We start from the raw sequence: 13,429 nt of genomic DNA on the forward strand, positions 1-13,429 counted from the left end.
GCCTACTTTTGGCCGGATCGGCAAAAGGAGAATTCAGTTGTGGTTGTTCAGCGCGGAAAATTCAGGCGGAAAGTCAGCGCGCTCCGTCCGTGCGCCTCGGCAGCTGCCACGGGTTCTGCTCCTGCAGCGGCTCGGGCAGCAGCGCGTCGGGGAAGCCCTGCCACGCGACCGGGCGCAGGAACCGCTCGATGGCAGCGGTGCCGACCGACGTGGTGGTGGGCGCGGTGGTGGCCGGGTACGGGCCGCCGTGCTGCTGCGCCCAGCTCACCGTGACGCCGGTGGGCCAGTCGTTCCACAGCAGCCGCCCGGCGAGGCGGGTCAGCGAAGGCAGCAGCGGGCGGACGTAGTCGGCCTCGTCGGCCTCGCCCTGCACCGTCGCGGTCAGGCCCGGCTCCAGCGTGTCGAGCACGCCGATGAGCTCGTCGGCGTCGCTGTAGGTGACGATCAGCGACGCGGGACCGAAGTGCTCCTCCCGCACCGCTTCCCCGCCGGCCAGGAACTCCTTGGCCGTGGTCGAGAGCAGGCTCGGGGTGAACGACTCGCCCTGGTGCGTGCCGTCGACGACCGTGGTCACACCCGGGGCCTGGCGCAGCTCGGAGAGCTTGTGCGCGAAGCCCTGCGCGATGCGCTCGTTGAGCATCGGCTGGCCCGCGACGGCGCCGACGGCCTCGCGCAGCACGCCGTCGAGACCGTGGCCCTCGGGCAGGAACAGCAGGCCCGGCTTCGTGCAGAACTGGCCGGCACCGAGGCTGAACGACCCCGCGTACGCCCTGGCCACGGCCTCGCCGCGCTGGGCGACCGCGCCCGGCGTCACGACGACCGGGTTCACGCTGCCGAGCTCGCCGTAGAACGGGATCGGCGTGGGCCGCGAGACGGCGATGTCGAACAGCGCGCGCCCGCCCGGCACGGAGCCGGTGAACGACGCGGCCTGGACGCGCGGGTCCTTGAGCGCAGTCACGCCCTGCTCGAACCCGTGGATCACGGCGAACGCGCCCGCGGGCGCACCGGCGGCGGCGAGCGCGCCGACGACGATCTCGCCCGTGCGCGTGGACAGCTCCTCGTGGCCCGGGTGCGCCTTGAGGATCACCGGGCACCCCGCGGCCAGCGCGGAGGCGGTGTCGCCACCCGCGACGCTGAACGCGAACGGGAAGTTGCTGGCCGCGAACACCAGCGTCGGGCCGATCGGCACGAGCACCCGGCGGATGTCGGGGCGCGGGCCCATGGGCCACTCGGCGTCGGCGTGGTCGACGGTGGCCCCGAGGAACGCGCCGTCGCGCAGGACCTGGCCGAACAGGCGCAGCTGGAACGTGGTGCGGGCGAGCTCGCCCTTCAGGCGCGGCGCGGCGGGCAGGTGGGTCTCGGTGTGGGCGAGGGCGATCAGCTCCTCGGCTTCAGCGTCAAGAGCGTCGGCGGCGGCTTCGAGCCAGCCGGCGCGCTCGGCGGGCGTGCTCGCCGCGAACGGGCGGGCGGCCGCGGCCGCGGCGGCGAGGGTGCGCTCGAGCTCCGGTTCGGAGGTTTCTCGGCTCATGGTGGAACGTGTCTCCTCGGTGAATCGCTCAGGTTCAAGCACGGTTCAGGGCAGGCTGCGTGCGGCCGCCGTGGCCGCGTGCAGGTCCGGCCATCGGCCGGGACCCGCCAAGCCCAGATGGTAGAGGTGCAGCTCGGCCGCGCCGGCCTTGCCGAGCTCGGTGACGTACGCCTTGATGTCGGGCACGGGGCTCGCGGCGACGGCGGTGATGTAGCTGCCCACCGCCACGTCCTCCGGCAGCGCCCGCCGGGCCGCGGCCACGCCGTCGACGCTGCCCTGGCCCGGCGCCCAGTTCTGCAGCACGACCGCGGAGGCGTCCTCGGCCGCGGTCGGCGTAAGGCCCGGCAGCGCACCGGTGACCCACGGGTCGAGCGCGCCGTGCAGCACGATCCGCATGCCCGGTTCCAGCTCGGCGAGCACCGCGGCCCGCAACGCGTCGGTGGCGCGGTGGCGCCCGGCGAGCACGGTGTCCTTGAGCGCGACGGGCAGCCGGTCCTCGGTGACGGTGAGGTCGGCCGTGTCGAGCAGCCGGCGGACCTCCGTGCGCAGCGTCTCGCGCACCTCGGCGGCGGCGAGGCCGGTCCAGCCTTCGGCGCAGGCATCGCAGCAGCAGATCGACAGCAGGCGCGCCACGGCGGGCGCCCACACTCCGTCGGTCTTCTCGTGCTGGTGCTGGTGCACCGCGCCGAGCGGGCCGCACGCCTCGAGGATCACCGACGAGACCTCCAGCCCCGCCACGGCCTCGGCGGTCAGCGTGGCCGCGTACTCGCGCACGGCAGGCTGGGCCGGGCACAGTGCCCACGGGTAGGACTCGCCGAAGCAGTTGCGCACGGTGTACTGCGGGAAAGCCGTGCCCAGCCGGGAATTGTGCGTGAGCACGATCCAGGCGGCGGCCGGAATCCCCGCGGCGTTGAGCAGGCGCACGGCATCGCCACCGCTGTCGGGCTGCGCGACCCAGTCCGGAGTGGACGGACGCAGTTCCCGGCCCTGCCACGCTTCTTCACGCACGGGCCGGTAGCTCGCCGCCGTGCGAGCGATCACCGAGGTGCGCTCGGCGGAGTACGGCGTGGCGGCCCGGGCGCTGTGGTAGGTCAGCGCCACGGCGACCTCGTCCACTTCCAGGTCCTGCACGCGCTCCACGAAACCGGGGTCGCCGAGGACGTCCCAGGAGTAGGCGTATCCGGTCACCTTCACGGGGTCACCACCGGGCCGTGTTGGGTTCGAAGTCCGGCACGTAGGAGCGCATGTAGGTCACGTCGTCCCGTTTCGTCAGTCCACAACGGACGTAGTCCTCGTGCGCGCGGGACAGCGCGTCCTGGTCCAGTTCGATGCCCAGCCCCGGCTTGTCCGGCACCGCCACCGCGCCCTCGACGAACTCCAGCACCCCGGGCACGATCACATCGGCCGTCTTCCACGGCCAGTGCGTGTCGCACGCATACGTCAGGTGCGGCGTCGCGGCGGCGACGTGGACCATCGCGGCCAGGCTGATGCCGAGGTGGCTGTTGGAGTGCATCGACAGCCCGACCCCGAAACTCTCGCACAGCACCGACAACGCCTGGGTGTCGCGCATCCCGCCCCAGAAGTGGTGATCGGACAACAGCACCCCGATCGCCCGGGCCCGGAACGCGGGCTCGATGTCGCCGAAGTTGACCACGCACATGTTGGTCGCCAACGGCATGCTCGCCTCGGCCGCGACCCGCGCCATGCCCTCGATGCCCGGCGTCGGGTCTTCGAGGTACTCCAGGACACCGTCGAGCTCGGCCGCGACCCGGATGCTCGTCTCGACGGTCCACGCGGCGTTCGGGTCGATCCGCAACGGGTGACCCGGGAACGCCTCCGCCAACGCCCGGATGCCCTCGACCTCTTCCTCAGGCTTGAACACGCCGCCCTTCAGCTTGATCGACCGGAACCCGTACTGCTCGATCATCCGCCGGGCCTCGCCCACGAGCGCCTCCGGCGTGATCACCTCGCCCCAGGAATCCACCTCGGCTCCGACGTGAGCGCCGAACTTGTAGAACAGGTACGCCGAGAAATCCACCGCATCACGGGCCTTGCCGCCCAGCAGATCGACGACCGGACGACCGAGCACCTGGCCCTGCGCGTCCAGGCACGCGACCTCGAACAGCGAATACACGCTGGCGATCGTCTTGCGGATGGAGAACCCGCCGATCAACCCGTGCTCGTCGCTCAGCACCGTCCCGGCCAGCACCCGCGTCACGATCCGCTTCAACCCCGGCAGATCGAACACATCGTGCCCGGCCAGCTCCGGCACGACCTTGCGCACCTCACCCAGAAACGCCGCGTCACCGTAGGACTCACCGAGCCCGACCACACCGTCGTCGCACACCACCTGCACCACGCTGCGCAACGCGAAAGTCTCGTGCACCCCCATCACGTTCAACAACGGAGGATCCGCGAACGCGACGGGCGTGAGCACCACATCCCGGATGTTCATCGGCCCTCGATCCCCTTGAGCACCTCGAACCCGCGTTCCACGATTCCGCCGAGCCGGTCGACCTGCTCGGTCGTCGGCTCCACCAGCGGCGGCCGGACAGGGCCGACCTTGTCACCGCGCAGCCGGGCGGCGGCCTTGACCAGCGACACCGCGAACCCCGGCGTCTCATCTCGCAACGCCACCAGCGGCAAGTAGAACCCGGCCAGCAACGTGTCCATCACGTCCGTGTCGCCCTCGGCCAGCGCGCGGTGGAACCGGTGCGCGATCTCCGGCGCGAAACAGTGCACCGCCGAGGAATACCGCGCCACGCCGATCGCCGCGTACGCCTTCGCCGACACCTCCGCCGTCGGCAACCCGTTGAAGAACAAGAAGTCCTCGGATCGCTGCGTGCCCAGCGAACGGATCGTGGTGACGATGCGCGTCATCACTTCCGCGTCGCCGTACCCGTCCTTGAGCCCGACGATCGACGGGATGTCGAGCAGCCGTGCGGCCGACGGAGCCGTGAACACCCCCGTGCCGCGGTGGTACACGATCACCGGCACCGACGTGTCGCCCACGGCGAACCGCACGAAATCGACCAGCCCCGCCTGCGGCCCGGAAACCAGGTACGGCGGCAGCAACAGCACACCGTCGGCGCCACCGGCCTGAGCCGCGGCCACACCCGCGCGCGCGGCGGCCGCACCGCCACCGGCCCCGATCCACACGGGCACGCGCCCGGCCACGACTTCGCGCGCCCGCGCCAGCAGCGCCGCGACCTCGTCGGGCGAGAGCGAGGAGAACTCGCCCGTGCCGCACGCGACGAACAACGCGCCCGCGCCGGCGGCCACGTGGCCCTCCACGTTCTCCGCGAACCCGTCGAGGTTCACCTCGAGGTCCTCGGTGAACGGCGTCAGCGGGAACGCCAGCAGGCCGTCCAGCTCGATCTTGGGCTGTGCCATCAGTTTCTGCTCTTTCCGTCCTCGTCGGGGCGTCCGGGTGGCGTGCCCGGCCACGGGTTCGACGATCCCACCGCCGCCGTCTCCTCGCTTGAGACCGCCCCGGTGTTCACACTCTTGAATGGAGTCTGTTATGCTGATTATGTTCATCCATAAGAATGCTGTTCGGGACGCTAATATGGCCGGAGTCACAAGTCAACGGCCCGGTTGGAGGACGCACATGGCGCAGAAGCCGGCCACCGCGGAGCGGATCGCGACGCCCGGTGCGGAGAGCGCGGGCGTGAAGTCCGCGCGGCGCGCCATCGACCTCATCGAGACGTTCGCGGCCAACGACGTGTGGTTGTCGCTGTCCGACCTGCACGCGCGCACCGGCTTCCCGCGTTCCAGCCTCCACGGCCTGCTGCGCACGCTGCTGGAAGCCGGCTGGCTCGAAGCCGACGCGAACACCGCGCGCTACCGCCTCGGCGTGCGCGCGCTGATCTGCGGCACCGCCTACCTCGATCGCGACGCGATCGTCCCGTTCGCCACCGAGGCGCTGGAGCGCATCCGCGAGAAGACCGGGTTCACCGCGCACTTCGCGCGCCGCAACGGCACCGAGGTCGTGTACCTCGAGACCCGCGAGTCGCAGCACTCGACGCACCTCGTCTCGCGCGTCGGCCGCACGCTGCCCACCCACGCCACGGCGCTGGGCAAGGCGCTGCTCGCCGAGCTGACGCACGACGAGATCGAAGAGCTGATGCCGGCGAAGCTCCCGCCGCTCACGCCGCACACGATCACCACTCGCGAGCAGCTGCACGCCGACCTCGCGCGCACCCGCGAGGTCGGCTACGCCGCCGAGATCGAGGAAGGCACGCTCGGGGTCCGGTGCGTCGCCGCCGTGATCCCGTACCGCATCCCGGGCACCGACGCGATGAGCTGCTCGATGCCGGTCGGCCAGGTCACCGACGCCGACGTCCAGCGCGTCGGCGAGCTCCTGGCCGAGACGACCGCCGAGCTCGGGCAGCAGCTGCGCCGGGCCGGCATCCGCTGACCGCCGCCATTCCCCTGTTGCGAAGCGTTTCGAGAGGAACCCCATGGCAGACCAGCGCGTGCTGATCACCGGATCGGCCGGCATCGTCGGCACCCTGATGCGCCCGCGGCTGCGCAAGCCCGGCCGGGTGCTGCGGCTGCTCGACCTGGCCGAGCAGGCTCCGGCCGAGACGGGCGAAGCCGTCGAGATCGTGACCGGCTCGGTCACCGACCGCGAGGCGATGGCGGCGGCCTGCTCCGGTGCCGACGCCCTGATCCACCTCGGCGGCCACAGCCGCGAGAACACGTGGGAAGCCACGCTCGACGTCAACATCAACGGCACCCACACCGTGCTCGAGGCCGCCCGCCAAGCCGGGGTCAAGCGAGTGGTCCTCGCGTCGAGCAACCACGCGGTGGGCTTCCGCCGCAACGCCGACGCCGGTGCCGCCGGCCTGCCCGCCGACTCGAGCCCGCGGCCGGACACCTACTACGGCGTGAGCAAGGCGGCCATCGAGTCGCTGGGCAGCCTGTACGCGTCGCGGTTCGACATGGACGTGATCGTGATCCGCATCGGCTCGTGCTTCGAGACGCCGCTGCCGCTCGGCCCGCGCGGGCTGACCACGTGGCTCTCCCCCGACGACGGCGCGCGCCTGTTCGAGGCCTGCCTGAGCGCGCCTTCGCCCGGCTACCGGCTGGTCTGGGGCGTCTCGGACAACACCCGGCGCGTCTACTCGCTCGCCGAGGCCGAGGCGCTGGGCTACAAGTCCCTCGACAACGCCGAGGTCTACGCCGGGCAGCTCGCCGACAAGCCCGCCCCGACGGGCGCGGCCGCGGAGTTCGTCGGCGGGCCGTTCTGCACCGCTCCGCTCGGGCAGTTCAACCCGCTCTGAGCCGCCCCCGCTTGCCGTGAGGGCCCGCCGACCTGGACCGATTCGAGGGGTCGGGGCAACTTGTCCACTGGCTTCGGTCAGAAGCCAGGCCAAGCGCTCGGCTGGGGTGCCCCAGCCGAGCGTTTTGCGAGGACGGCCGCCTGGCGACGAACGCTCATCGCATCCCCTGAACCGGGTGTCGCGACCACTCCGGGAACCCGAGCTGCCCGGCGGGCCTTCGCGCGTCCGGTGCAGCCGCGCAGGCGCCTACACTCGTGGTGTTCGGAGACGGCGTGACGAGGAGGACGCGGGTGGGTGAGCTTTCGGCCGCCGACACCAACGGCATCCTCGCGCTGCCCTGGATCCGGCCCGAACGCACCAGCGCCGGTCTCGGCTGGGAGCACCTCTACCTGTCGAAGCAGCACGAACGGCCCCACCGCGGCCTGTTCGCCGCGGCCCCGACCCACCAGCTCATCCTGCACCTAGCCGGGCCCGTGACGGTCCGCCGCCGGGTCGGCACGCCGGGAGAGCAGAGCCGGCGTGTGCCGGCCGGCGGCCTGTTCCTGCAGCCTTCGCACGCGGACCTGTCCGTGGAGCTGGGCGGGGAGCTCGACACGCTGCACGTGTACGTCGCCGACTCGGCCGTGCAGGAGGCCGCGGGTACCGACACGCCGATCCGGCTCTCGGAGGAGCTCGGCACCGTCGACCCGCTGCTGGAGCAGCTCCTGCTCTCCCTCGACGGCGTGGTCCGCGACTGGGAGCCGAGCGCTCGCACGTACGCCGACCAGCTGTGCGCCCTCGTGGCCACCCACCTCGCCCGCCGCCACCGTGCCGGGGGCACCACCGCCGAGCCGGTCCCGGCGGCGCCCGCCGCGCTGTCGGACCGGCAGTTCGACCGCGTGCGCGACCTGATGTGCGAGCGGCTCGCGGAACCGCTGGGCCTGCCCGAGCTGGCGGCCGTGACCGGGCTGAGCGTGAGCCGGTTCGCCCGCCGCTTCAAGGCCCGCACCGGCCTGCCGCCGCACCAGTACCTGCTGAAGCTGCGCGTCGAGCAGGCCCGGCTGTTGCTGCGCACCTCCAGCGACCCGATCGCCGACATCGCGGCCGGCTGCGGCTTCTCGCACCAGGAGCACCTCACGCGGGTGCTGCGCACGCAGCTCGGCACCACTCCGGCGGCCCTGCGGCGCGAGGGATAAGCGCCCTCCGGGTGACGCGCGCGTTTCGTGCTGCCTGCGCGGCAGGAACGTGCAGGAAACCGGGCGGCGACATCCGGATACTCGAGGCACCCGCGTGGAAGGACCAACGATGTTCAGCTACACCGCGAACCCGGCCCGGGTCGTCTTCGGCAGCGGCACCCTCGCCTCGCTGCCCGACGAGGTGCGCCGCCTCGGCGCGACCCGCGTCCTGCTGCTGGGCAGCCCGCCGCTGGCCGGGCCTGCGGACCGCGTCGCCGAGTCGCTCGGCCCGCTGCTCGCCGCCCGCTTCGACGAAGCCGCGATGCACACACCCGTGGACGTGACCGAGCGCGCGCTCAAGGTCGTGACCGAGAACGACGTCGACTGCGTCCTCGCCATCGGCGGCGGCTCGACGACCGGTCTGGCGAAGGCGATCGCGTTGCGTACGGATCTGCCGCAGATCATCGTGCCCACGACCTACGCCGGCTCGGAGATGACCCCGGTGCTCGGCGAGACGGCCGACGGGCGCAAGACCACGCAGACCACACCCAAGGTGCAGCCCGAAGTCGTCGTCTACGACGTGGACCTCACCCTGAAACTGCCCGTGCAGGTGTCGCTCACCAGCGGCATCAACGCCATGGCCCACGCCGTCGAGGCCCTCTACTCGCCCGACGCCAACCCGATCGTCGACCAGTTCGCCCTCGAAGCGATCCGGCTGCTCGCCTCCGCCCTCCCCCGCATCGCCGCCGATCCGTCCGATGTGGACGCCCGCAGCGAAGCCCTGCGCGCCGCGTGGCTGGCCGGGACCTGCCTGGGCTCGGTCGGCATGGCCCTGCACCACAAGCTCTGCCACACCCTCGGCGGCAGCTTCGACCTGCCCCACTCCGAGACCCACACCGTGGTCCTGCCCTACGCCATGGCCTACAACACCACCGGCGCCCCCGACGCCCTGCGCCGCATCGCCGACGTGCTCGGCACACCCGACGCCGCGACCGGCGTCTACGACCTCATCGCGAGCCTGCCCGTCCCGCACTCGCTGGGCGAGCTCGGGTTCACCGAGAACGACATCGCCACGGCCGCCGAGATCGCCACGGCCAAGCCGTATCCGAACCCGCGCGAAGTCACCCGCGACGGCATCGAAGACCTGCTGCGCCAAGCCTGGGCCGGCACCCGCCCCGCACCCGCCGAAGGCACCAAACCGGACCTGCGCAGCCTCACCAGCGAGGTCGTGGAGAGCTTCGCCGCCACTCCGGACACCCGCCTGCGCGAACTCCTCCAGGAACTCGTCCGGACCCTGCACTCCTATGTGGTCCGCACCGACCTCACCCAGCAGGAGTGGGAGTACGCCATCGGGTTCCTGACCCGCACCGGCCAGATCTCCGACGACAAGCGCCAGGAGTTCATCCTCCTGTCCGACACCCTCGGCGTGTCCAGCGTGGTCGACGTCCTCACCAACTCCCGCACCCCCGACACCACCCCGTCGGCGGTACTCGGGCCGTTCTACGTGCAGGGCCCGCCCGAGACCGCCCAAGGCGCCGACCTCGCCGACGGCCTGCCCGGCACTCCCCTGTGGACCGACGTCACCGTCACCGACACCCACGGCACCCCCGTCGCCGACGCCATCGTCGACGTCTGGCAGTCCAATGAGGACGGCTTCTACGACGTGCAGCTCCCCGACGTCGACGGCCCGGTACTGCGCGCCCGCTTCCGCACCGACGCCGAAGGCCAGCTCAAGTTCTGGACCATCGTGCCCTCGGCCTACCCGATCCCGGCCGACGGCCCGGTCGGGCACATGCTCGACGCGGTCGAGCGCCACCCGTTCCGCGCGCCTCACGTGCACTTCATGATCGCCAAGCCGGGCTTCCGCACGCTCGTGACGCAGCTGTTCGTCCGGGGCGGCGACTACCTCGACTCCGATACGGTGTTCGGTGTCAAGGACGGGCTGATCGTCGACTTCGCCGAGCAGTCCGGCCCCGCGCCCGACGGCCGCGAGCCCGCGAACGGCTGGCGCCGCCTCGACTTCACGTTCCGCATCTCCCCCGCCCCCGCGCACTGACGAGGACTCCCACCATGAACGAGTACGACACCGACGTCATCGTGGTCGGCAGCGGGCCGGCCGGGGGAACCGCGGCCTTGCTGCTCGCTACCTACGGCGTGCGCACGGTGCTGGCCACCAAGTACGGCTGGACGGCGAACACGCCGCGCGCCCACATCACCAACCAGCGGGCCATGGAGGTCCTGCGCGACCTCGGCATCGAGGAGCAGGCCCTGGCGCAGGGCACGCCGCCGGAGCTGATGGGCGACACCGTGCTGTGCACGTCGCTGGCCGGCAACGAGATCGGCCGCATCGCGAGCTGGGGTACCGGCGACCGCTCGGCGACCGAGTACGGCGCGGCGAGCCCGTGCCACATGATCGACCTGCCCCAGACCTACCTGGAGCCGATCCTCGCGACCAACGCCGCCGAGCGCGGCGCGAAACTGCGCCTGGACACGGAGTTCCTCGACTTCACCCAGGACGCCGACGGTGTCACCGCGCGCTTCCTCGACCGCGTGCGCGGCGACGAGTTCACGCTGCGGGCCCGGTACCTCATCGGCGCCGACGGCGCGCGCAGCCGGGTCGCGGAGCAGGCGGGGCTGCCGATCGCCGGCGAGACGGGCAAGGCCGGCAGCATGAACATCACGTTCACCGCCGACCTCGGCAAGTACGTGGCCCACCGCCCGAGCGTGCTCTACTGGGTCATGCGGCCGGGCGCGCACCTGGGCGGCATCGGCATGGGCCTGGTCCGCATGGTGCGGCCGTGGAACAAGTGGCTGCTCGTGTGGGGCTACGACATCGCGCAGGCGCCGCCGGAGGTCGACCCGGAAGAGGCGACGCGGATCGTGCGCGACCTCATCGGCGACCCGGAGCTGGAAGTCGAGATCACCTCGACCTCACTGTGGACGGTCAACCACAGCTACGCCACGCAGTACTCCAGCGGCCGCGTGTTCTGCGCCGGCGACGCCGTGCACCGGCACCCGCCGTCCAACGGCCTCGGCTCGAACACGTCCGTCCAGGACTCGTACAACCTCGCGTGGAAACTCGCGATGGTCGTGCGCGGCGAGGCGGGCGAGGAGCTGCTGGAGAGCTACTCGGCCGAGCGCGCGCCGGTCGGCAAGCAGATCGTGGACCGCGCGAACCTCTCCCGCGACCAGTTCGGCCCGATCTTCGAGACGCTCGGCATCACCGGCGACACCGACGCCGACGCCATCGCCGCCGGCCTGGCCGCGTGCGAGGCGCCGACCGAGGACGGGGCGCTCAAGCGCCGCCAGCTGGAGAAGGCCATCGAGCTCAAGCACTACGAGTTCAACGCCCACGGCGTGGAGCTGGACCAGCGCTACGACTCGACCGCCGTGATCCCGGACGGCTCGGGCGACACAGCCTCGGTGTCCGGCCGCGACCCGGAGCTGTTCCACCAGGCCACGACCACGCCGGGCGCGAAGATCCCGCACGTGTGGCTCGTCGGCTCGCACGGCCGCCGGGTGTCCACTTTGGACCTCGTCGGCCACGGCCGCTGGAGCGTCGTCACGGGTCTGTCGGGCGAGTCCTGGCGCGTCGCCGCGGAGAAGGCGGCCGCGGAGCTCGGCCTGGACCTGCGCGTGGTGACCGTCGGCGCCGAGGGCGCCCGCGACTCCTACGGCGACTGGACCCGCGCGAGCGAGATCGACGAAGCCGGCGCGCTGGTGGTCCGCCCGGACGGCTACGTGGCCTGGCGCCACTCGACCGGCGCCGCGGAACCCGAAGCGACGACGGCGCTGCTTTCTGCGTTGAAGACGGTGCTGTCCCGCGCCTGAGGTCCAGTGCGCACTGTCCGCCCGCGGGTCACTTCGGTGGCTCCGCGGGCGGACCGCGTTACAGGGCCTCGAGATCCACGGCTTCGTGCGCGAGGTTGAACCCGTTGGGCGGCACGCCCTTCGGCAGCGTGAGCCACGAACCGCGCGCGTGCGGGCGGCGGGCGGCGTCCTTGCCCAGCAGCAGAGCCACGTAACAGCCGTAGTCGATGGCGAAGCCGTCGTACAGCGTGCCGGGCCGGTGCGGATCGGCGAGCCCGCGGCGCAGGACGTGCAGCAGCCGCGCGTCGTAGAGGTCGGCGATCACGGCGTGGCGCGGGCCCGGCGAGCGGTCGAGCAGGAAGGTGCGCGAGCGGCGCCGGCCGACGACCTCGTCGACGAGCAGGCGCAGCAATGTCGTGGCCGCCTCGTCGGCGCTGATGGCGCTGTGCTTGTCGCGCAGGTACCAGTCGCGGGCGGCGAGGCGGACCTCGCGCAGCCCGAGGGGCTGGTCCTGCGCGTGCTGGGCCGCCAGGGCCGCGATGTTGATCGCGTCGCGCGGCACGCCTTCGGCCGCGCGCACGAACTCGGCGAACGCGGTGCCGCGGAAGGTTTCCGCGACGAACGCCTCAGCGTCGGGCGGCGGCGCCGGGAGTGTGGCGACCAGCCGGACGGCGGCGTGGTTGTGGAACAGCTGCGCGAAGAACTCCAGCGCGCGGGTGCGGGCGTCATCGAGGATCATGATGTCGTCGAGGCTCACGGCCGAGGCGGCGTCGGCGCCGACCTCGATGCCGAGGTGGTCGCCGTCGGCGAGCCGTTCACGACAGTGTTTTCCCATGCATGCTCACGCCGTTCGATGGCGGCGATCTTCACGGTGACCCCCGCCGTCGGCAGGAACGTACGGCGCAGCAGATCGGCCAGCAACGGCTGCAGCTGCAAGGGAAGCGCGCTCCACTCGTCGAGCAGCAGCCACAGCCGGCGGCCTTCCAGCGCCCGGATCACCGCGCGCAGTGCGCGCCCCAGCGGGCCGAACACCACGTGGTGGCGCTCCGTACCGGTGCGCCGTAGCCGACTCTCGCGGCCGGCGGAACGCTTGTGCCCCAGCGAGATCCACGCCGTGGGCGGCAGGCCGACCTCGACGCCGAGGGCCGCTTCCTCCGACGCGCTCGCCCGCGTCTCGCGCTCCACCTCCCCCACCACCTCGACCGCCGTGGCCGCCTCGGCGAGCGCGTCGAGTGCCGGCAACAGCGTGTCCGGGTTGCCCAGCTCGCGCTCCACGGCCACGGTCAGCAGTTCCTCGTGCACCGCCTCGATCGTGTCCACGAGCAGCTGCGTCCCCCGGACAGCCGCCGACGTTCCGCCGTCCGAGTACAACCCGCCGGCACCGCCGAGCGTGCGCAGGTCGGCATAGACCGCGACGTCGCCGGTGCGGTCCACGAGATCACTGAGGTACAGCAACGCGTACGTCTTGCCCGCGCCGCGGCGGCCGTAGAGCACCTGGTGGTCGGTCGAGTGCAGCATCGCCGAAAACGACCCGGCCGCCACGAAAGTCCGCGTCAGCGTGGCCCGGTCCGACGACTCCGCCCGTCGCGGGATGCCCATGAGCGCCTGGTTCAGATGCCGTTGCCGCCTGACGGAAGCCATCGGGAGAG

General features: G+C 72.0%; 11 protein-coding genes. 5 read left to right on the plus strand and 6 right to left on the minus strand.

The window, feature by feature from the left end; translation table 11 throughout:
* Positions 1–73 precede the first annotated feature (73 nt).
* The 4 genes from AB0H62_RS18355 to AB0H62_RS18370 are packed head-to-tail and all read right to left on the minus strand — an operon-like array spanning position 74 to position 4,921.
* Entirely contained in the window at positions 74–1,570 is a 1,497-nt protein-coding gene (locus tag AB0H62_RS18355) for an aldehyde dehydrogenase (NADP(+)) (protein WP_360587035.1), read from the minus strand.
* Between the two features lie 3 nt (positions 1,571–1,573).
* Positions 1,574–2,722 carry a hypothetical protein gene (locus AB0H62_RS18360; RefSeq protein WP_360587037.1) on the minus strand — a complete coding sequence of 383 codons (1,149 nt, stop codon included), beginning with the start codon at positions 2,720–2,722 and terminating at the stop codon, positions 1,574–1,576.
* A 4-nt stretch (positions 2,723–2,726) separates the two neighbouring features.
* On the minus strand, positions 2,727–3,983 hold the full coding sequence (locus AB0H62_RS18365) for a glucarate dehydratase family protein (RefSeq protein WP_360587039.1): 1,257 nt from the start codon (positions 3,981–3,983) through the stop codon (positions 2,727–2,729).
* Positions 3,980–4,921: a 5-dehydro-4-deoxyglucarate dehydratase gene (locus AB0H62_RS18370; protein ID WP_220241886.1), complete on the minus strand. Its 942-nt coding sequence runs from the start codon at positions 4,919–4,921 to the stop codon at positions 3,980–3,982. Before AB0H62_RS18370 ends, AB0H62_RS18365 begins: the two co-directional genes overlap by 4 nt.
* 217 nt (positions 4,922–5,138) lie before the next feature.
* On the opposite strand from AB0H62_RS18370, the gene AB0H62_RS18375 reads away from it, so the two are divergent.
* From AB0H62_RS18375 to AB0H62_RS18395, 5 genes are all read left to right on the plus strand, one after another.
* A complete protein-coding gene (locus AB0H62_RS18375) occupies positions 5,139–5,948 on the plus strand; it encodes an IclR family transcriptional regulator (protein WP_220241887.1) in 810 nt (269 codons plus the stop codon).
* A 43-nt stretch (positions 5,949–5,991) separates the two neighbouring features.
* Entirely contained in the window at positions 5,992–6,816 is an 825-nt protein-coding gene (locus AB0H62_RS18380) for an NAD(P)-dependent oxidoreductase (RefSeq protein ID WP_360587042.1), read from the plus strand.
* 290 nt (positions 6,817–7,106) lie between these two features.
* Positions 7,107–7,991, plus strand: coding sequence for an AraC family transcriptional regulator (locus tag AB0H62_RS18385; RefSeq protein WP_220241889.1), 885 nt, complete (start codon positions 7,107–7,109; stop codon positions 7,989–7,991).
* Between the two features lie 109 nt (positions 7,992–8,100).
* Positions 8,101–10,026 carry a maleylacetate reductase and hydroxyquinol 1,2-dioxygenase domain-containing protein gene (locus AB0H62_RS18390; protein WP_360587044.1) on the plus strand — a complete coding sequence of 642 codons (1,926 nt, stop codon included), beginning with the start codon at positions 8,101–8,103 and terminating at the stop codon, positions 10,024–10,026.
* Positions 10,027–10,040: 14 nt separating this feature from the next.
* Positions 10,041–11,801: an FAD-dependent monooxygenase gene (locus AB0H62_RS18395; protein ID WP_360587046.1), complete on the plus strand. Its 1,761-nt coding sequence runs from the start codon at positions 10,041–10,043 to the stop codon at positions 11,799–11,801.
* 58 nt (positions 11,802–11,859) lie between these two features.
* On the opposite strand, the gene AB0H62_RS18400 is transcribed toward AB0H62_RS18395, so the two are convergent.
* Together AB0H62_RS18400 and AB0H62_RS18405 are read right to left on the minus strand one after the other, a co-directional pair.
* Positions 11,860–12,615, minus strand: coding sequence for a hypothetical protein (locus tag AB0H62_RS18400; RefSeq protein ID WP_360587048.1), 756 nt, complete (start codon positions 12,613–12,615; stop codon positions 11,860–11,862).
* On the minus strand, positions 12,534–13,421 hold the full coding sequence (locus tag AB0H62_RS18405) for a hypothetical protein (protein WP_255638173.1): 888 nt from the start codon (positions 13,419–13,421) through the stop codon (positions 12,534–12,536). Before AB0H62_RS18405 ends, AB0H62_RS18400 begins: the two co-directional genes overlap by 82 nt.
* Positions 13,422–13,429: the final 8 nt, after the last annotated feature.

The sequence above is a fragment of the Amycolatopsis sp. NPDC050768 genome, from assembly GCF_040654155.1.
Taxonomy (GTDB): domain Bacteria; phylum Actinomycetota; class Actinomycetes; order Mycobacteriales; family Pseudonocardiaceae; genus Amycolatopsis.